Origin of the sequence: Mycobacterium sp. BK086 (genome assembly GCA_004362315.1) — a bacterium.
Lineage (GTDB): Bacteria > Actinomycetota > Actinomycetes > Mycobacteriales > Mycobacteriaceae > Mycobacterium.
In genome coordinates, this window is record SNWL01000010.1 from 43138 (window position 1) to 63140 (window position 20003).

Annotated in this window: 15 protein-coding genes; 1 reads left to right on the forward strand and 14 read right to left on the reverse strand. The window is 64.0% G+C overall.

What is annotated here, in order from left to right; all coding sequences use genetic code 11:
• Positions 1 to 131: 131 nt before the first annotated feature.
• Positions 132 to 1580 carry an aldehyde dehydrogenase family protein gene (locus EV580_RS32080; protein ID WP_165934669.1) on the reverse strand — a complete coding sequence of 483 codons (1449 nt, stop codon included), beginning with the start codon at positions 1578 to 1580 and terminating at the stop codon, positions 132 to 134.
• Between the two features lie 292 nt (positions 1581 to 1872).
• Here EV580_RS32080 and EV580_RS32085 point away from each other — a divergent pair, with 292 nt between their 5' ends.
• The gene (locus tag EV580_RS32085) at positions 1873 to 2805 is read left to right on the forward strand and encodes an SDR family NAD(P)-dependent oxidoreductase (RefSeq protein ID WP_158279044.1); all 933 of its coding nucleotides are present in this window, start codon (positions 1873 to 1875) and stop codon (positions 2803 to 2805) included.
• Positions 2806 to 2845: 40 nt separating this feature from the next.
• Here the strand turns inward: EV580_RS32085 and EV580_RS32090 are convergent, their stop codons facing one another.
• From EV580_RS32090 to EV580_RS32150, 13 genes are all read right to left on the reverse strand, one after another.
• Complete coding sequence (locus EV580_RS32090; RefSeq protein ID WP_108055273.1) at positions 2846 to 4039, reverse strand: amidohydrolase family protein; 1194 nt, start codon at positions 4037 to 4039, stop codon at positions 2846 to 2848.
• A 30-nt stretch (positions 4040 to 4069) separates the two neighbouring features.
• Positions 4070 to 5185, reverse strand: a complete 1116-nt coding sequence (locus EV580_RS32095; protein ID WP_108055506.1) for a serine hydrolase domain-containing protein — start codon at positions 5183 to 5185, stop codon at positions 4070 to 4072.
• A 14-nt stretch (positions 5186 to 5199) separates the two neighbouring features.
• On the reverse strand, positions 5200 to 6063 hold the full coding sequence (locus tag EV580_RS32100) for an NAD(P)-dependent oxidoreductase (protein WP_133696898.1): 864 nt from the start codon (positions 6061 to 6063) through the stop codon (positions 5200 to 5202).
• Positions 6029 to 6778, reverse strand: a complete 750-nt coding sequence (locus EV580_RS32105) for an SDR family NAD(P)-dependent oxidoreductase (RefSeq protein WP_108055271.1) — start codon at positions 6776 to 6778, stop codon at positions 6029 to 6031. Before EV580_RS32105 ends, EV580_RS32100 begins: the two co-directional genes overlap by 35 nt.
• Before the next feature lie 5 nt (positions 6779 to 6783).
• Positions 6784 to 8055: an amidohydrolase family protein gene (locus tag EV580_RS32110; RefSeq protein WP_108055270.1), complete on the reverse strand. Its 1272-nt coding sequence runs from the start codon at positions 8053 to 8055 to the stop codon at positions 6784 to 6786.
• Between the two features lie 19 nt (positions 8056 to 8074).
• Positions 8075 to 9718, reverse strand: a complete 1644-nt coding sequence (locus EV580_RS32115; protein ID WP_108055269.1) for a thiolase C-terminal domain-containing protein — start codon at positions 9716 to 9718, stop codon at positions 8075 to 8077.
• Positions 9719 to 9724: 6 nt separating this feature from the next.
• A complete protein-coding gene (locus tag EV580_RS32120) occupies positions 9725 to 11398 on the reverse strand; it encodes an N-acyl-D-amino-acid deacylase family protein (protein ID WP_108055268.1) in 1674 nt (557 codons plus the stop codon).
• A gap of 74 nt (positions 11399 to 11472) precedes the next feature.
• Positions 11473 to 12855 (reverse strand): MmgE/PrpD family protein, encoded by a 1383-nt coding sequence (locus EV580_RS32125; RefSeq protein WP_132163758.1) that lies wholly within the window; start codon positions 12853 to 12855, stop codon positions 11473 to 11475.
• Between the two features lie 35 nt (positions 12856 to 12890).
• Positions 12891 to 13391, reverse strand: a complete 501-nt coding sequence (locus tag EV580_RS32130) for a LeuD/DmdB family oxidoreductase small subunit (protein WP_108055266.1) — start codon at positions 13389 to 13391, stop codon at positions 12891 to 12893.
• A gap of 37 nt (positions 13392 to 13428) precedes the next feature.
• Entirely contained in the window at positions 13429 to 14658 is a 1230-nt protein-coding gene (locus EV580_RS32135) for a 3-isopropylmalate dehydratase large subunit (protein ID WP_108055265.1), read from the reverse strand.
• Positions 14659 to 14723: 65 nt separating this feature from the next.
• Positions 14724 to 16103, reverse strand: a complete 1380-nt coding sequence (locus EV580_RS32140) for an MmgE/PrpD family protein (RefSeq protein WP_165934671.1) — start codon at positions 16101 to 16103, stop codon at positions 14724 to 14726.
• A gap of 106 nt (positions 16104 to 16209) precedes the next feature.
• Positions 16210 to 17382, reverse strand: a complete 1173-nt coding sequence (locus tag EV580_RS32145; RefSeq protein ID WP_108055263.1) for an amidohydrolase family protein — start codon at positions 17380 to 17382, stop codon at positions 16210 to 16212.
• A gap of 73 nt (positions 17383 to 17455) precedes the next feature.
• Positions 17456 to 19981, reverse strand: a complete 2526-nt coding sequence (locus EV580_RS32150) for a CaiB/BaiF CoA-transferase family protein (protein ID WP_108055262.1) — start codon at positions 19979 to 19981, stop codon at positions 17456 to 17458.
• Positions 19982 to 20003 lie beyond the last annotated feature (22 nt).

Below are 20003 nucleotides of genomic sequence, written 5' to 3' on the forward strand. Positions count from 1 at the left end.
TCGTTGAACTCAAGGGGCTTGGAGCGACCCACCGCCAGCGCCGCCGACGAGAATAATCCCCCGCGACGCAACCGCTCATTGTCGAAGGAAAGCGTTGTGCCCGTTGGGTTGAGCGTTGTTCCCGTGCGCAATCAGGTCGAGATCACCGCTGACTTCTCGCGGGTGAACTCGACGACTTCGTCGTGACCGTATCCGCTGTCCTTGATACCGCCGAACGGCAACTCGTAGCGCGTTTGAAAATACGTGTTCACCCACACGTTGCCGGACTGGATCTCGCGGACGAATCGGTGCGCGCGAGCCAGATCACGCGTCCAGACACCCGAGGCGAGTCCGTAACGACAGTCGTTGGCAATAGCCAGGGCCTCGTCTTCGGTGTCGAACGGGATCGCCACTCCGACGGGTCCGAAGATCTCTTCCTGACAGATACGCAGCGAGTTGTCGTTTGCTTTGAACAAAGTCGGTTCAACCCAGTGACCACCCGAAAGGTCCGACGGAACGAGATCGCCGCCGTGCCGGCCACCGAAGAGCAGATCGGCTTCCTTCTGGCCGATCTCGAGATAGCCGACGACGCGGTCGTACTGGGCTGCCGAAATGATCGGTCCCATGGTCGTCTCCGGGTCCAGCGGATCACCGAGCGCGAGCGTGTCCACAACGGCCTGAATGCGCTGCACCATCTCGTCGAAGATCGGTCTTTGCAACAAGATTCGCGAGCCCGCCACACAGCCCTGGCCGGCGTTGGGGATGAAAATTCCCAGCGTCGTCACACCGATGGTGGCCGCATCGAGGTCGGCGTCGGCGAAGACGATGTTCGGCGACTTCCCGCCGAGCTCAAAGACCGACGGTGTCAGCCTGTCGGCCGCCGCGCGCTGGATAACGCGACCGGTCTCGGTGGAACCGGTCATTGTGATCTTGCGGATATGCCGATGCCGAACCAGCGCGTCGCCGACCACTTCGCCGGTCCCGGAAACAATGTTGACCACCCCTGGGGGCAGCACCTCGGCGACCAATTCGGCGAACCTCAACACCGACACGCACGCCTGTTCGGCAGGCTTTACGACCACCGTGTTACCGGCAGCCAGTGCGCACGCCACCTTGTTCGACATGATTCCTATCGGCGCGTTCCAGGGGACGATCACGGCCACCACCCCATAGGGCTCGCGACAAGTGAAACCAAGCAGGTTCGGGGCGAGCGTGACACTTCGTCCGGTCACCGCGTCGAGGGTGTTGACCGCTGCCCGGTTCCACAGGAATTGGAGGCCCGGACCGAACCGCGCGAGGTTCTTCCCGATCGGAAATCCGTTGTCCCGGGACTCCAGGGTCACGAGCTCCTCGCCGTGCTTGGCGAAGATCTCGCCGATCTTGGTGAGGAAGAACCCGCGCTCTGCGGCCGACATCGCCGACCACGCCGGAAACGCGGCCGCTGCCGCGTCGGCGGCCGCGTTCACGTCGGCTGGCTCGCTCGCTGGGATCCGCGCCCAAATCTGGCCCGTCGCTGGGTTCTCCACGTCGAGGTAGCGTCCCGACTCCGGCGCGCGCAGCTCGCCGCCGATCAGGTTCCGATATTCGGGCAGCTCCGCCATTAGTCCATTCTCCTCTTGATCTGCCGTTGGGCACATCCCGCAATGCCTTGACCCAGTCCCGGCACTCTAGCGACTGGCAGCAACAGATTCTCACGCATGTCTGGTCACGGAAAGGCTCCGTGTAGCAATAGGTTGAGGAAACGGGCCTGCAGTTGCCTGCTGTTAGGTTCGGATCGGATTGGCCGTTGACGCGCAGAGGGTTTGATCGAATCGGTCGCTGTGGCAGCACGGCAGGTTGACCGTGGTCACCTGCAATCGGATGATCGACGTCAACCGTTGCGAAAGGACTGAGTTGCGAAACTATCTCGAGGGCAAGGCTGTGGTGGTCACCGGCGCCGGCCGAGGCATTGGCCGCGCGGTCGCGATCGCGGCAGCTGCCGAGGGCGCAAGCGTTGTGGTCGCCGATTATGGCGGCACAGTCGACGGCAGGAACACCGGTTTGTCGGACCCGGCGACCGAGGTGGTGGCCGAGATTGTCGCCGCAGGCGGTCACGCGATCGCGGTAGCCGCGGACGTGTCCACGATGGCCGGTGGCCGAAGCGTCGTCGCCGCGGCGGTGGATTCGTTCGGCCGTCTGGACGGACTGGTGTGTTGCGCCGGCATCACGGTGATGAAGTACATGTGGGAGCTGGAGGAGCGGGAGTGGGACGACGTCATCGCCGTTCATCTCAAGGGCCACTTCAGCTGCGCACAGGCCGCGGCGAAAGTGATGATGCCGCAACAGTCGGGCCGCCTGGTGTTCATCGGTAGCGGTGCATTCGCTGGGGCGCCCAACCTGCCGAGCTACGCGACCGCGAAAGCAGGAATCCTGGGCTTCACGTGGAGTACAGCCAATGCGCTTCGCTGGCATGGCATCACGACCAATTGCGTCGTACCCAGTGCGGCGACGCGCATGTCGGACACCATCTTTGGTGAGGCACAACTGCTGCGCGAGGAGCCCGGCCCGTTGATTCGCAGCGAACTCGCCTCGGGTACCGATCGCGACCCGGCCAACATCGCACCGACCGTGCTGTACCTGCTGGGCGACGAATCGCGCGGAGTCAACGGTCAGGTGTATCGGGTCCAGGGCTACGAGATCGCACGTCTCGCCGAATTCGGCTGGGACAAAGAGATCACCAACGACGGTCCCTGGGACATCGCGACCATCGCCAAGCGGCTACCCAGGGAGCTGGGCCCGAAAACGACCCCGACTCCCGTGCCCTGGCCGGAGCGGCCCGGGCGGTGAGCGCCGAGCGGCGTGCGCGCCGCTCGGCGTGTTCAACTCGTCAGCTGGCGAAGATGGCGGCGGCGTTCCCACTCATGATCCGCTGTCGCATGTCCGCGGGGAGCTCGACCAGAAGCTGTTCGAAATCGGCTGGTGTCACCACACCTTCGGCGTGCGGAAAATCCGAGCCGAACACGAGAATCCGGTCGTCGCCGCCTAATTGACTGATGATGCCGGCGATGTCGTCCTCCGGGTAGGGCGCCACGCGGACATGCTCCTTGAAGATCGCGGACGGCCGGTCGGCCAGCTGTCCACCGATCCAGGGGCCGTTGCGGCCCATTCCCCGGCTCTTGTCCAGATGATTGAGCGTGTGCGGGACCCAGCTGGCACCGTGCTCGGCAACAAGCGCATTGAGCCGAGGGAAACGTCCGAAGAGGTTATCGAAGATCAGCGCCGATAGCGTGTCAACGATCGGCCGTTCGCCGTAGGTGTTCATCCACTGCCAGGCCGACATGTGCCAGGAGGCCGGATCGGGGTCGTGCCCCCACGCCGGCGAGATGGCATCGAAGTACCAATACGGCATGATGTGCAAGGCGATCACCACGCCGGCCTCATTGAGCCGGCTCCAGATCGGATCGAAGTACGGGTCCGAGGGGCTGCGGCCGTAGGCGGGTCCGGTGGGCAGGAGCACGACCTTCGCCCCGCGTTCGAGGATCTCGTCGGTGAGAGCCACCGCACGATCGAGATCGCGCAACGACAGTAGCGCCGTCGCATAGATCTCATCCTGGTAGTTGAATCCCCAGGTCTCGTCATACCAGCGGTTGTACGACGACAGATTGGCGTAGAGCGCATCGGTGTCGGCAACATAGTGCTCCGCCGAAAGCGCCAGCGCCCCAGGGAAAACGACACAGCGCGACACTCCCTGCTCATGAAGTAGCTTCAGGCGCGGTTCACGCTCGAGGTACTCGCGGCGCATCGGCTCGGGCAAGTACCGGGCCTCGGGGTTGCCGGACGACATTTGCTTGAGCAACTCACGAAGTGAGCCGGGCCGATAGGCAAAGTCGAAACCGATTCCTTCCTCACTGTTGAAAGTGGCCAGGCGATCGCCGGCCATCACTACGTCCTTGCCGTCAGCGTTGTGGACCGGTCGGATCGAGCTCTCCAGATACTTCTTAGGCAGGTACCGCGTCATCGCGTCGCGGGGTTCGTAGATATGGGTGTCGCAGTCGAACACTCCAGCACTAGTCGTCGTCATCGTCGTCTCCTTAGTTGGGCTGTTGCCGTTTCACGCAATCAGGTCGTTGCCGAGATTGCAGAGATTGATCTTGCGATTGACGGCCTGCGGGGAGTAGTCGTAGCCGGCCAACGGATATCCATTCGTGAGGTACGCGAACGACGTTCCGGTGTCTGGATCCATGAATCCCAGCTGGCACGGAGCGCCGGTATGGCCGAAAGTGCGGGCGGATCCGGTTCGCGGCGTCCAGCTCCCGCCATTGGTTCCGCTCACCATACAAAACAGGCCGACGTTCGCGATCTCGTCACTGCCGCCGTAAATCTGCTCGCCAGGAGGTGCCTGCGATATCCGGATCCGGATCGCGTCGTTAACCGTCGCCGCATCCCACAATCCCGAGTGGAACAGTGCCTGGAACAGTTGGGCAACATCGGCTGCGGTGGCCACGATGGAGTGGCTCGGTTCACCACCGGCCAGGACTGCAGGCTTGGTGAGATACCAAGGGCCCCAAGGGTCGACCTCCTGGTCATCGCTGGTCCGATCGATCGCGACCGGCACCGCGAGGGCCGTATGAAACTCCTCGGCGGGCAGCGGCAGGATCAGGCCCAGGCCCAGTGGCTCAACGATCGCCGTCCTGAGGTAGTCGGCGAACGTCAGCCCCGTGCGCCGCTCGACGAGTTCGGCGATGATCCACGCCGCCGACGTGAGGTGGAACTGGAGCTGGCTGCCTGGCGCCCAGTCCAGCCGCCACCGCCCGAACGCGGCCAGACGGCTCTCGCGGTCGAGCAGTTTGGGGTATCCCAACGGCGCGAATGGAATTCCCGCGCTGTGCGTCAGCACATGCTCGACTGTGATCGCTTCCTTGCCATGGGTCGCGAACTCGGGGATGACGTCGGCGACCAGTTCGTCGAGGTGGAGCACTCCTTCGCCGAGTAGCTTCCACACCACGGCAGCGACTACGGTACGCCCGACCGACTGCAGGATGTAGCGGCTGTCGTTGGTCGCCTCGCCATAGGTCTCAAAGGCCACCAGTCGACCCTGCCGCGCGACAGCGACCTGCACGCTGGGCAGCACTCCGCGCTCGACCTCCAGGCGGGCCCGCGATAGGAACATCTGAAGGCGCACAGGATCCACGCCGACGTCTTCGCATGCGGCGATGTCCATCGTCATCGGTTGGATGGCACTCACCATGTCCAGCACGCCGGGTCGGAGAGCCGCTGCAGACCGGCTTCGGCAGCGGCTCTCAAAGCCGTTGCGTCACCGGACCGGCGGAGAACTGCGTTGAGGCAACGAACGTCCTTGCTGAGCGGGGGAACTGCGCGGTTGCGGACCTCTGCCGAGCTACGGCTGGCGACCGCGACGTCGAGGGCAAAACTACGCCCGGATCCGTGCCGCAACACTTGGGCCATCGCATCGGGTTGCAGGCCCCGTGAAGCCGCTAATCTCAGGGCATCGTGGGCGAGCGCGAGGTTCGCGGCCAGCAGCGCGTTGTTCACCAACTTGGCGAGTTGACCCGCGCCGAGGGCCCCCAGGTGAATCACGGGGTCACCGAATGACGCGAGAACCGGCCGGCTGCGCTCAAGAACCTCGCGGTCGCCCCCCACTGCGACCACGAGCTTTCCGGTCAGCGCAACGTCGCGTCCGCCGCTGACCGGCGCATCGAGGATCACCGCTCCTTGTTCCGCAGCCGCCGTGGCCAGCTCCAAGCACATATCAGGCTCGATGGTCGAATGGATCGCGATCACCGTGCCGGGACGGCACCCGGCGAGTACGCCGTCGTGCTCGCCAACGACCTCCCATACGGCCTTGTCATCCCACACGCAGATACCTATCAGGTCCACCCTGGCCGCCAATTCGGCAGGTGTCCCGGCGGTCTCGACGGTCGGACCTGAGAACGACCTCAACGCCTCGGCGCGTCGCGCCCACAGCACGGTCGGGAAGCCGGCACCGATAATCCGGGCGGCGAGTGCGCCGCCCATGTCGCCCAGGCCGATGAATCCGACCCGCGCGACATTACTGGGAGAAGGTGTAGCCGCCGTTGAGCGCATACGTCTGTCCAGTGATCCATGCCGCGAGCGGGCTTGCGAGGTAGGCCACAAGCCCGGCAACCTCTTCGGGCTTGCCGCGCCGGCGCACGACGTAGCCCCGGCCGTCGAACGGCGCATCGGCGACCACCGGTGAATCGATGGTGCCGAGGCTGATGCAGTTGACCGTTATCCCGTGCCGGCCGACCTCGCGCGCGACCGATCGGCAGAACCCGGCCGCACCGGCCTTCGCTGCGGCATACGGGGCGACTTTCGCATCACCGAACCGAGCAGCATCGGACACGATCGTGACGACGCGTCCGCCCTGACCGCCGATCATCGCGGGCAGCGCCGCGCGGGTGCAGTGCATCGTCCCGAAGAGGTTGACCGCGAAATAGCGTGCCCACTCTCCTGGGTCGGACTCCGCGAAATCAACAAGCGCGCCAAACCTCTCGGCCCCCGCGTTGCCCGCGTTGTTCACCAAAATGTCGGTACCGCCACTGCTTTCGATCGCAGCGGCGACAGCCGAGTACTCAGTGACGTCGAACGGCAACGGTGTGGCCTTGCCGCCGTCGGCGATAATTTCGTCGGCGACGGTCTCCGCTTGCGACGGGTCGACATCGTTGACGGAGACTGCCGCCCCAGCACTGGCCAGGGCATGGGCGATGGCGCGCCCGATTCCACGTCCAGCACCTGTCACCAGCGCCCTGCGACCCTCAAGATCGATCGTGAATGTCATCCCGGTCAGGCCATCGCTACGTGGAACGGCGGGTTGGCGTCGAACCGCGCGCGCCATTCGCGACGAGGCACGACACTCGTCTCGACGTCGGGCGAAAGTCCCCGCAGCGCACCGACGGTCGCCGCCTCCTTCGGAATGACAGCGAATGGGTCGTAGCTGCAGAACCGGGCTGCGTTGCTCCAACTGATCTTGTTGATCAGCTCGTCGGAACACCCCGCGTCCTGGCACTGCCGCAGCAGATCCTCGGGAGCGTCGGGCCACAACGAATCGGAATGCGGGTAATCGGTTTCGAAGGCAATGATGTCGTCGCCGATTTCCTGGTGAAGTTTCAGCGATGTGGGATCGGAGATGAAGCAGGCCAGAGCATGCTCACGAAACACCTCACTGGGGAGCTTCCCGCCGAAATCCTGGCCGGTCCAACGCTGGTTCTGGTAGTGGCGGTCCACGCGGTCGAGCAGGAATGGGATCCACCCGATCCCACCTTCGGAATAGGCGATCTTCAGTCCCGGATATTTCCGCATCGCCGGACCCCACAGCAGATCCTGCACGCAGAGCACGGACACCTGCGTCGACAGCACCATGTAATTGTCGAACGACAGGTCGGGGCCCATGTCGATCGCGTCGAGGCCCTGGCCGATGTGCAGGCACATAACCATGTCCTCATCGCAGATGGCGGTGAAGAACGGATCCCAGAAATTGTTCTGGTAGGTGGGCAGGCCGAGCAGGTGCGGCAGCTCCGGCATGCTGATGGCGCGGCAGCCCTTGGCTGCGACCCGGTGCACCTCGGCCACCAGTGCATCCATGTTCCACAACGGGCCTATCGCCTGCGGAATGAATCGGCCAGGGTGCGAGGCACACCACTCGTCGATGTGCCAGTCGTTGTAGGCCTTGAGCATCACCAGGCCCAGATCCTTGTCCTTTGCATCCATGAACTTGCGCCCGGCGAAGCCGACGAAACTCGGGAAGCACATTGACGCCAGCACCCCGTTGCGGTTCATGTCGCGGACCCGCTCGCCGACCAGATAAGCACCGGTTCGCATCTCCGCCAGAGAACTGGGGTCCATCCCCCATTCCTCCTTCGGCCAGGACACCGTTGCATTGAGGCCGACCATGCCCACACTGTCGCCCTCGAAAACCCAAGTGTCAAAGCCCTTTTCATCACGCAACAGCTTCGGCGCCTGATCCCGATAACGCGCAGGCACATGTGCGTCGAACATATCGGGCGGCTCGATCACGTGATCGTCGATGCTGATGATGATCAGCTCGTCAACATTCATCGCAGGCTCCTCAGGGCTTTCATTGATCTACTCGAAACAAGATGACTCCGCCCGGCGTCAGGCCCCCGCTGCTCACCACCGCTGTCGCGGCCCCACCGACCTGGCGAGGGCCCGCAGCGCCCCGCAACTGGGTGATCGCTTCATGCACCAGGCCCATGCCGTGGGTGCGGCCGTGGGACAGCTGGCCACCGTGGGTGTTGACGGGGATCTCGCCGTCGAGCGCGATGCTCTTGCCGCCGTCCAGGAAATCCTTGGCCTCACCGATACCGCAGAACCCAAGGGCCTCAATCCACGACAGGCAATTGAAGGTGAACCCGTCATAAAGCTCGGCGACGTCCACGTCAGCTGGACGCAATGTCGTGCGGCTCCACATATGTGCGGCCGGACCGAGCACATGGGGTTCGTGGCTCAACACGCCCTGGTCCCATTCCATGCGCTCGGTGATCTGCATGCCAACCGCCTCCACGCGCACCGGCGGGTTGGGCAGGTCGGCTGCCGCGTCGGCCGCCGAGACCACCACGGCCACCGAGCCATCACAGAGAGGATCACAATCGAACAGCCCCAGAGGCGTGCTGATCGGACGCGCATCCAGATACTGCTCCATGGTGAGCGGCGTGCGGTAGATCGCAGTCGGGTTGAGCGCAGCGTTGGCTCTGGCGTTCAGCGCGATCCACCCTAGGGTCTCGCGAGTCGTGCCGTACCGGGCGAAGTGCTGCGACGCCGCCATGGCGACGGTGTTGGCCGCCTGCACACCATAGGGCGCCAGATACTCCTCGATGCCGGAAACCCGGCGGGGCACACCGTTTGGCGCGGAATTCCGCATCAGTTCGGCATATGTCGACTGCCAGACTGTGCGGAAGCACACCACATGGCGGCACAGCCCCGACGCGACCGCCAGAAACGCGGCGATCAATGACCCGGTGGCGCCGGGAGTTTCCGGTCCGCCGTTGTGCCAGGAGGGTCGGATCCCGAGCGCCGTCTCGACCGCCGTCACGCCGCCCTCGGAATACCCACCGTCGGCGGTGCCCGCGGGATAGGTTGACAGGCCGTCGATGTCACTCATCGCCAGTCCGGCGTCGGCGACGGCGGTGGTGATCGCCTCGACCGTCAGCGAAACCGGGTCGACCATCAGCTTTCGGCCCAAGCGGGACATGCCGATACCGGTGACCGCAACCCGGTCCTCGAACTTGTCCAGACGCGGCATTGGCCGTACCGAGCGGATCCGGGCCAATTCAGCCCGCTCGTCGCCAAGCGTGGTGGGCGGCTCGTCGACCGGTGTGAACCGAGGCAGCCAGACATCTTCGATCTGGTCAAACACGGCACGCACCCGCATTCCGACGTGCACCCGCTCAGGGGCGCAGCCGACGATGTTCGTCGTCACCCGGACACGGGGATCCTCGTCGATCGCCACCACCGCCACCGTGTAGGGCGCGGGGAAGTCGGCCGACCACTGCTGATGATTGGTGGTGTGGCTCTGCACGACGCCGCGCCCGCAGACCTCCGCCAGCTCAAGCCGGTCGGACCTGCAGTTGCGGCAAACCGGTGCCGGCGGGTGTTGCAGCGCTCCGCAGGCCACGCAGCAATGGAACCGGAGCCGGCCCTCGGACCCCGACGTCCAATAGAACCGGTTCCAATCCGTCAATACGGGAAGGACAGAAGGCACTAGCGATTAACTCGCCATCGATGTCGCCAGTACCTGACCCGGCGTCGCGCCAGTCGGAGCACCGTTCTCGATGATGGGTTCACCGCCGACGAGGACCCAGGAGATCCCGCGGGCCCCTTTGGTCATGCGGGTGCCCCCACCCGGAATGTCGTCGAGTGTCTGCAGCGGCAGGGGTTCGATGGCGTCGGGATCGAAAATCACCAGATCGGCCACCTTGCCCGGCTCCAGGGTGCCCCGGTCGGACAATCCGAGGAACCCGGCGACCCGCGAGGTCAGCGCTGCCACCCCGTCCTCCAGCGTGAAGCTGCCCTTCTCGCGCACCCAGTGCTGCAGGAAGTAGCTGGTGTAATCGCCGCCCGCGAAGGTCTGCAGGTGTGCGCCGGCGTCGGAGATGCCGACCAGGGTGGCCGGGCTCTTCAGGATGCGTTCCAGCTTTGATTCGTCCTGAGTCACCGGGGCCGAGATCCGGAAAAAGGTCTGCAACTTGTCCTGCAGGGCGATATCGAACATGACCTCAGGAGCGCTGATCCCGCGCTCAGCGGCGATATCGTCGAGCAAACGACCATCCAGGGCAGCGGTGGCCGGCGTGGCGCCCTTCTCCACCGAGGCAAGTTTCATGAATGCTGCACCGCCCCAGAAGGCACCCATTCGATCCCGCCAAGCCGGATCACCCAGCGCTGCAAGCTTTTCCGGAATATCCAGTCGTGAGAACTCCAGCCACGGCTCGGACGCCGCGAAGATCGCGGAGAGCTTCTTCAAGGTGAATCGCGTCTCAGGACGTTGGCATCGCGCCACCGCATAGATCGGGTGGCCTCGCTCGACCTCGGCCTCCATGAACTCCAGACTGGATTCCCAATCGGGGGTGAGCACTCCGAAGTCGTTCCAGGACACGATGGCGCCGGAGACCTCGGCGAGGCGGACCATCATGGCCTTGTCTTCCTTGGATAGCCCCTCCCGCTTGCTGCGCGGGTTGACCGACATGAGCCGCTTGCCCTTGCGACGCACTGCCGCGGCGAGAGCTTCGACCTCGGCGTCGGTCGCGAAGTATGACGGGATGTGTTCGCCGTGCTCACCGACCTGGTGTGGCGCCTGACTCGTGCTCACCCCGGCCGCGCCGGCGTCCATCGCCTCCTCGGCGACCCGGACCATCGTAGCGATCTCCTCCTCGGTGGCGGCGCGGTCCAGGGCGGCCTGACCCATGACAAATCGACGAAGGGCGCTGTGGCCGATCTGGCTCACCACATTCACACCAAGGCTGCTGCGCCGCAACGTATTCAAATAGTCGGGAAAGGTCTCCCAGCCGAACGGCGCGAAGAGCTGCAAGGCAGACTTGGGCACCTCTTCGGCGGCACTGAAAACCCCCATCAGATAGTCCTGGTCGGCGGCACGCACCGGCGCCAATGTGTATCCACAGTTGCCCATCAGCACCGTGGTGACCCCGTGCGCGCTCGACGGATTCGCACTCGGATCCCACATCAGCTGTGCGTCATAATGCGTGTGGGCATCGATAAAGCCCGGCGCAATCACCTGCCCCCCGGCATCGATGGTCCGCACGGCAGCACCGTCGACCTGCCCGATCGCCACGATCCGGCCGTCCTTGACGGCGACATCGCCGCCGTATGCCTGCTTTCCCGTTCCGTCCACAATCCGGGCGTTCTTCACGACGATGTCGTACGACATGGGCTACCTCCGCTCGATTCGAATTTGCGGCACACCGAAGCACCACCAAAAAGTGGCATTGCGATGTCTAAGTGTCACTGTAATGACGGTACATGTATGTTTCCTACCACGTCTCCGAGCTCGCCGAGGGTGTCCAGCGAGTGAAGTTTCTCGCACAGTTCGATCACCCGGTCGCGGTGCGGTGCGGACAGCCTTGTCTGGGCGCATTCATGGAATTTGCCCAGTACCTCCTCACGCGTCAGCGGATCGCCCGGCGTTCCGTGAGATTGGTTGACGGTCTCGTCGAACTTGTCACCGTTGATTAGGCGCAGCACGACCCGGCTTTCGAGCTTGACCGGACCATCCCCGGGATCGACGGGCACGTACGTGACCCGCTTCATCAAGTCCTGAGCTTGCGGCCGTTGAACCGCGGCGTCGGTGTACTGCGACATTCCGGCGCATCCATCGAGGGCAATCGCGGCGAGGTCGTACTCGATGCTGTACTTGGCCTGCAGCCCGGTCTTTGGGGCGTGATAGGGCAGCATGTCCATCAGGAAGGCCGGCAGGTAGACGATGATCGATTCGATCTCGTCGCTGCTGATGGGCCGTTGACGCACGATTCGCTGTAGGGCGTCTTGAGCCCAGTGCCCGGCACCGCAGGACGCGTGCAGGCGAAGCGTGGAACCGCGGACTGCCATGTCCCAGTCCCCCAGCCCGTCGAGGACCTTCTGCGGGTCGCCAACCTCGAGACCCATCATCCTGATCACGCCATCATCGCCATCGAGGATGTCCTCGTTGCCGGTAAACCCGAGTGCGGCCAATTCCGCTGCCATGACACCGTGCATGGCGGCGTTACCCGCCGTGAACGACTTCGTGTCACTCCCTCGGTTCTTGAGGACACCGGCCATCGAGGACGCAGCGTTGGCCAGCGCCATCCGGGTCTGCGTGACATCTAGTCCGAGGAGTTTGGCGGTCAGCGCGGCGACGCCAAGGGTGGGTTGGAATCCCTGGTTGAACCAGCCCCGCCATAGCAGCGTGTTGCGAGGGCCATCCATGCACGGCATCGCGGTCTGGCGGATAACCTCCCAGCCGACCATCCAAGCCAGAACGGCGTCGCGCCCGCTGGATTGAACCTTCTCCCCTACCGCCATCGTGGCCGCAGTGAGCGGGTTCGAATAGTGGCCACTGAACGTGGCGATGTCGTCGAACTCCAGCGCGTGGCCCGCGGTTGCGTTTACCAGGGCCGCTGTCGCCGCAGTTGTCTTGAACCCGCCCCCGACGACAGTGCTCGCGGGGGTGCCGCCCTGTGCCCGCGCCCACGCGGTGATGATCTGCCCGGTCTGCACCGACATGCCCGCGAACTGCACACCTAGAGAGTCGATGAACCGCTCACCGACCCTGCGGCTCGCAATCGGCGGGAGGTCGTCGTAGCGAGCGGCCACGACCCACTCGGCAAGCTGTTGTGTGACGCTTCCCATGTTGTGCTCCTGGTCTTTTCGCGTGCTCAAGGCTGCTATCGACTACTCAGGTATCCGCCGGCGCGTAGCACGGCTTCCACTCCACCGGCGGTGACGATGTCCTGGAGCACTTGCGGAAGAGGCTTCCCTTGGATCGCACTGTCCTGAGTCAGGTTGTGCACTGCACCGGATGTCCAGTCCACCTCGCAGATGTCGCCTTCGTTGAAGGCGTTGAGGATCCCCGGGCACGGCAGGGATGGCAGACCGACATTGATGCAGTTGCGCAAACCCAATCCGTTGAACGACTCGGCCACTACGCCGCTGATCCCCAGCCTGACGAACACATCGCCGATGGCGCGTCCGGAGCCGACCCCGAAGTTGCGGCCAGCCAGCAGCACGTCCCCGGGCTGAACATCATCGACCCACCCCGGACGGTTCGCCGAGAAACAATGCTGCGGCTGCTCGTCGGCGGGTAGCAATATCGCGAATCCGGGAATGATCAGATCAGTGTTGATATCGTCGCCGAACTTCCACACACGACCGGTGAACGAACTCATTGCCACCACGCTTTCCTCACGATTGGCTGGCCCATGACTACAACTCCCGCGGATCAGTGATGACACCGGTCACCGCGGACGCTGCCACCGTCGCGGGCGAAGCCATGAATACCTCTGCTGACGGACTTCCCATCCGGCCCTTGAAGTTACGGGTGGATGCGGTGATACACACCTCGCCGTCGCCAAGCAAGCCCATGTGGCCGCCGAAGCACGCTCCGCACGTCGAGCTCGTCACCACGGCGCCGGCGTCCATCAGAGTTTCGACATAACCCTCGCGGATTGCTTCCTTGAGGATGGCTTGACTGCCTGGCGTCACGATGAATCGTGTCCCGTCAGCCACCCGCCGGCCCTTGACGATCTCCGCCGCGATCGCGAAGTCACTCAACCGGCCGTTCGCACAGGACCCGATGAATGCCTGATCGACCCGTTGGCCAGCAACCTCTCCCACCCCGCCGGAGTTCCAAGCCACCTTGCCAGGGCGCACCACCTGGGGCTCCAACGCGGACAGATCGATGTCGATCACCTGGTCGTAGGTGGCGTCGTCATCGGGATAGGCAGGTTCATACGGTGCCTTGGCTCGCCCCTTGAGGTAGTCCTCCAACACCGAGTCGTAGGGGAACAGCGAAAATTCCGCCGACAGTTCGGCCGATACCGTCGCCATCGTCAATCGGCCGTCCATGCCGATCTCGGACATCCCGTCGCCGTGCCACTCCAGGTTGCGGCCCGCGAAATCACCGTACTGGCCGGGAATGTAGTGAATGATGTCACGCGCGTAGACCCGCTCGGGCAGCTTGCCGTTCAGGTTAACCCGGGTGGTCGGACCCACCATGAACCAGGTCTTACCCGTACAGAGAATATAGGTCATTTCCGAGCCGCCCATGCCCCGCGCCAGGCAGTTCAAAGCGCCCGAAGAGCAGGTGTGCGAGTCGGCGTTCGTCAGGATCTTGCCCGGTAGCGCGAGACCCTCCTGAGCCACGAGCACGTGCGAAATCCCATGTGCGCCAACGGGAAAATAATTTTTCACGCCAAACTTCTGCACGAACTCCCGCATCTGCTTGGCCATGTTGGCCGATTGAACAGTCGGCGACGGCACCATGTGGTCGTGCAACAGCACCAGCTTGTCCGGGTCGGCGATGCGCTCCACGTCTGGGCGCATGAAGTCGAAGAACACGGCGGTGTCGACATCGACAACCACCACATCGCCGGGCTTCACTGAAGACTGGCCGGAATGACTCGCCAATATCTTCTCGATCGACGTCATACCCATGTCACGACACCTCGCAAATCATCAGGATCGACACGCCGCGGACGTAATGTCATTGCGGCACACCGCTACTTGGGGCTGAATAGGGGCGCTAACTCAGATACATCGGCCACCGAAGCAAGCGCCCGAGCTCGGCGGTAGAGCTCTTCGCTCTGTCTCTGGCCAAGCACCCGCTCGGCCATATTCATGTACTTCGCCTTGAACTCATCCTCGGTCATCGGATTGCCCGGATTGCCCTTCGGATAAAGGACTTCAGCGGTCAGCTCGCGGCCGTCGATGGTTCGGACCGTCACGCGCCCGGGCATCGAGTTCTTTACCCGCTGATACAACTCGACGTCCTGGTGGACCAAAGTTTTCTGGATCAGCAGCTGAACCTCGGGGTCGGCGACAGTCTCGTCGGTGAATTCATCGACGGTGACCTTGCCCCGCACCGCGGCGACTGCCAACGCGAAGGGCAAACTCGCTTGCGCGCTGACGACGGTCGAGACCCGATGTTTGGCGAGGAATGGCTCCACCTTTTGCCACGCGGCATCGATGACCTCGATGTCAGTGTGGTGCAGGTTGTGCTCGCGCATGATCGCCAGCAGCGCTTCCACTGGAGCGTGCAGCGTCACGTTCATCGGATAGCCCTTCACCCATCGGTCGACGATGACGAACGACTCCCCTAGACCATCCAGTAAGGCCGCGGTATCGAGGCGGCCACCGCAGAACATGCGTGCGAAGCCCTGCACGCCCTCCAACCCCAACTCTGTTGCCCGGAAGCCGGTTTGGGCCAACAGCGCCGCCGTGACGCCACGTTCACTCGCCATACCGCCGTTGAGCGAACGCTGCCACGAACCCTCCTCGTGCCCCTGGAACGTGCCACCTGTGAACGCGGCGGCCAGTCCCAACGCGGCGTTGGTGTGGTCCGGGGACAAACCCAGCACTCGCGCGCCGCCGGCCGCCGAGCCGAACGTTCCGTAGAGAGCGGGTACATAAAAAGGAATCATCGTGTCGGTGGGCAGCGTGGCCCGTGTGATGCGGGCCATTACTTCGTAGCCGATCACGATAGCCAAGACGAGATCTTTGCCGGGCCGCCTGCGTGACTCAGCGAGCGCCAGCGGCCCGGTGACGGCGAACGGATATGGGCGGCTGCCGGCACCGAAATCGGCGTATTCGAACCCTAGGGCCATCGTGCCGTTAGCCAGGGCCGCCCGCGACGTGAGCGTCTTGGCCCCCAGCGCAATGACCGTGGCTTCGGGCTGACCACCCCCATCGCCGGCAGCGAAATCGGCGATGGCACGGCCCCAGGGCTTGGTTGCGCCCACGAACAGGCACTCACCGAGGAAGTCCGCGAACGCTCGTCCGGCCTCGATGACGACGGCTTCGGGCAAATCATCGAAGCTCAGCCCCGAAACCCACTCGGCCAGTTCCCGTGTTACTAAACGGCCATCACTGATGGTGTCCAACCGGCCGTCCAGCACTGTCACCAGGCACCTCGCCGGCGCGACGCATCAAGCATGATCTCCAGTTCCTTTCGTCGTCGTTCGTCGGCGTCGCCGACGGCGCCGCCGGTCAGTAGTGGACGAACGGCTCGAAGGTCGCCAGTTCCGCGGCGGCGAAACCGGCCTCAAATCCGGGAAGTCGGTACAGCCGCGCGGTGTTATCCGCAAGCAGCGCCTGTCGCTCCGCATCCGGGACCTCGTTGGTCACCCGCATCGCCTGCTGCCGGTTATCGGGCCAGTCGGATTCCTCAGCTGGGAAGTAGCTGGCCCACAACAGGTTTGGAAGGCCAACCTTGCTGCGGTACTTCACGGCCGGGCGATCCTGGTGGAAGGTGAACCACGAATGTTTACGGATGTACTCGCTGGGCAGCGCATCGGGATCGGCGAGTTGGTAGATGGCAAGGTGCTTGTGACGCACATAGGCGATGTCCATGAACTCCAGCCAGTGGAATGTCCAGCCGGCATCGGCATGGGCGAAGACCAGTTGAACCCCTGGGAATCGGTCGAACACACCAGCGGCCACCAGCGGAACTGCGGCATCGGCCATCGGCGGTTTCAGGCCCGGCGCGATGCCACTCGGTGGCGCTGTCCGGCCGCCACCGACGGCGTACGGCAAGCTCACCGGAACACCGGTTTCGTTGACGGCATCCCAGAATGGGTCGTTGTCCGAGTCGGCAGACGTTCCACCGGATGGCCACGCGTCGAGGATCACGCCGCGCAGGTTGAGTTCCTTGACGCAGCGCAGCAATTCGTCGCGGGCGTCATCGCACGTGGTAGCTGGAATCTTCCCGAGCCCGATCAGCCGGTCGGGATTGTGACTGCTGAACTCGGCGATCCAGTCGTTGTAGGCGCGCACGCATGCGACCTTCAGATCGCGATCATCCAACGTTCGGATCGCATCCCACAAGTCAGACGAGGCATAGAGCACCTCCGCATCGACGCTGTCGCTGTCCTGAGCCTTGAGCCGCTCAGCAGGATCGTAGGCGCCCGCAAGCACCTCATCGAAGGAAATGGGCTTACCGCTGGTGCGAGTGGAGGATCGATAGCCGGATCCGGTCGCGGCCGTCTGCGGCAGCGGCACGGGGTCCAGTCCGTCCAGCACCCATGCGCTGCCACCGTCGACCGACTCGAGTTTGGGCGCACGGCTACGCAGATCGACGGGCAACCGGCTCGAAAAGAGATCCGGTGGCTCGACGACCCGCGAGTCGGCCGAAATCAGTTGGTACGAAGGATTCTCAGTCATTGGTCTCCAGCCATTCAGGGTCGAGGCACCAACTGGGACTGTTGCCCCAGGGCGCCAATATTGGGTTGTCGCGTCAGGAAAGTGCCATTGCCGCGGCGGTCTGGTCTGAAGGCCAGCTGATGACGGCCTCCTCTTTCAGCAGGGTGATGGTCCGAGCGTCGTAGCCGAGCTCCTCGAGGATCGCTCGAGTGTGTTCGCCCTTCTCACAGAAGGCCCCGCCGTGGCCGGGTGTACGAGAGAACCCCACCACGGGGGCATGCCGGCCATATGTACCGCCGAAGCTCGGGTGCTGCGATGCCGCCATCATGCCCACCGCCAACGATTGCGGATCGCGGTAGAGGAACGCGAAATGGGACATCGCGTCGGCCACAACGCATCCCACACCGGCTGCCACTGAAGCGGATTCCCATTCTCGTGCTGGCCGGGTTCGGAAGACGGCCTCGAGCAGTTCCGCCAGCGCCGCATCATGAACGTCGCGCGCAGCACGGGAAGCGAATCGTGGATCGCTGGCGAGGTCGTCGCGGCCAGCGACCGAACAGAACGCGGCGAATTGTTCATCGCTCAGCGCAGCAAGGAACACCCACCGCGAATCGGGGTTGTCATACGGCTCGATGGTCTCGGCATCGCGCAGCGGAGCGGTTTCGTACAGGCGATACGTCGCGCCGGTACCCAGCTGTAAGTGGTCAGGTGACCGCCGCGGCTGCTTGCCGTCATAGGCAAGCGCGTCTTCACAGTTTAGATAGATGTTGGACACGATCATGGCCGATTCCACATGCTGGCCTTGTGCGGTGCGCTGGCGTGCCAGGATGCCGAGCATCATGGCCGCAGCGTGCCCGGCGGCCGCGACCGGATCCGCGCCCGTCTCAGTCAGCGGGGGATTACCTTGTCCCGCTTGGTAGTCGGTGGTTCCGGCAAATGCCGCGATGACTGGGTCGATGGCCGGCTGGCGAGAATACGGGCCGGTCGAGCCATACGAGGCGCCGTACTGGTAGACGATGTCCGGTTTAATCGCGCGCAGGGTCTCCTCGTCGATTCCGAGTGACTCGGGCACCCCCGGCCGGAAGCTATGCACGAATACATCGGCGTTGGCCACTAGCCGGTGCACTATCTCGCGTCCCCGCGGATCCTTGAGGTTCAACGCGATACTCTCTTTGCCCTGCATCGCGCGAACCATGTTGTTGTGGCCCAGGTTCAGTACTGGATCCGAGACCCCGGCGCCGCCGGCCAGCGCTCGATAGGGATCACCGCGCACCGGTTCGATCTTGATAACCCTGGCGCCAAGGTCGGTGAGCAGCGCGGTCGCGAACGGCGTTGCGTAATAGTAGGCGGCTTCAATGATCGTGATTCCTGCCAATGGCCCGTCAGACAATTCAGCAGGAGCCGACGGCCTGGCGGGGAACGGCGATTCGGTTCGCAGCTTGGGGATCTCGTCGCTATGTTCTCCTGGCGTCGGAGCCGGCCCGCGCACGTGCGCCGGCGCGGTCGGGATCTTGGCCAGCGGGCCGACTTCGAGGATCGGACCGACGCGCGGGTCGGTTACTTCGACGGTCGCACCGTAAGCCGCCAGCTGCGGGTGCCTCAGGGCTTCCTGCGTCGTCTGCACAACGTCACCGCACACGTTGCCGTTGGCCACGTAGGCGTCCAACCACTGAGCGGCGGTGCATTCCTTCATCCGCTGCTGGATGAGCGAAATCAGCTCGCTTCTGGCCTCGTTGTCGGGGAAGCGGTAGGGCGCGCCCTTGAAGCGCTCGTCGTTCCATATCCAGTCGAAGCCCAGGACCTCGATCCACGCCGGAAAGAAGTGCGGTTCGGTGTGTGAGTGCACGATCCAGCGTCCGTCTTGGCACTCGACGCGCATTCCGATCAGATTGGCTTCGCGTGGATCACGATGGTGCGGAAGGGTATGCGCCTCGTCCTGCTTGGGGCTGGCCTCCACTGCCGCCTCAGCTGGCAGCTCTTCGCCATCGCGGAGCAGCCAGCGAACGCCCGGATTCTGCCGGCAACTGAGAGCCTGCAGCATCGTCGTCGTCACCAACTGACCTTCGCCGGTCAACTCGCGTGCTCGCAACGCCGCAAGGATCCCCTGCACCGCGAGCATGGCCGCGAAGTAGGACCCGTCCCTGCTGGCCCGAAAGACCGGCCGGTGGCCCTCGGCATGCCAGCCGGCCTGATCGCGGAAAATCCCAGCCTTGGCCATGACCAGCCCGTCATCGGCGTCCAGGCCAGCCAGCGGCCCTGTCCGGCCGAAAGCGGTGATGTCGCAGTAAACCAACGCCGGATTGAGTGAAGCGAACGCATCGTAGTCGATTGCACTGTGCCGCAACTTTTCTGGCGGCAGCGCGACCACCACGACGTCGACGGCCGGGACGAGCTTCCTGATCTGATCTCCGCCTTCCGGCGATCCCAGGTCGATACCTACGCTCTTCTTGCCCCGGTTGAGCAACAAGTACGCAGGCTCCTCCTCGGCGCAGTCGCGCTCTGAGATGTTGTCGACCCGGATCACCTCGGCGCCGAAGTCCGCAAGAACCATCGTCGCCAGCGGACCCGCCAGCCCTTCGGTGAGATCCAGAACCCGCAACCCTGCGGTAGCTCCGAGCATCGATGCCCGTCCCGTCCGTCGT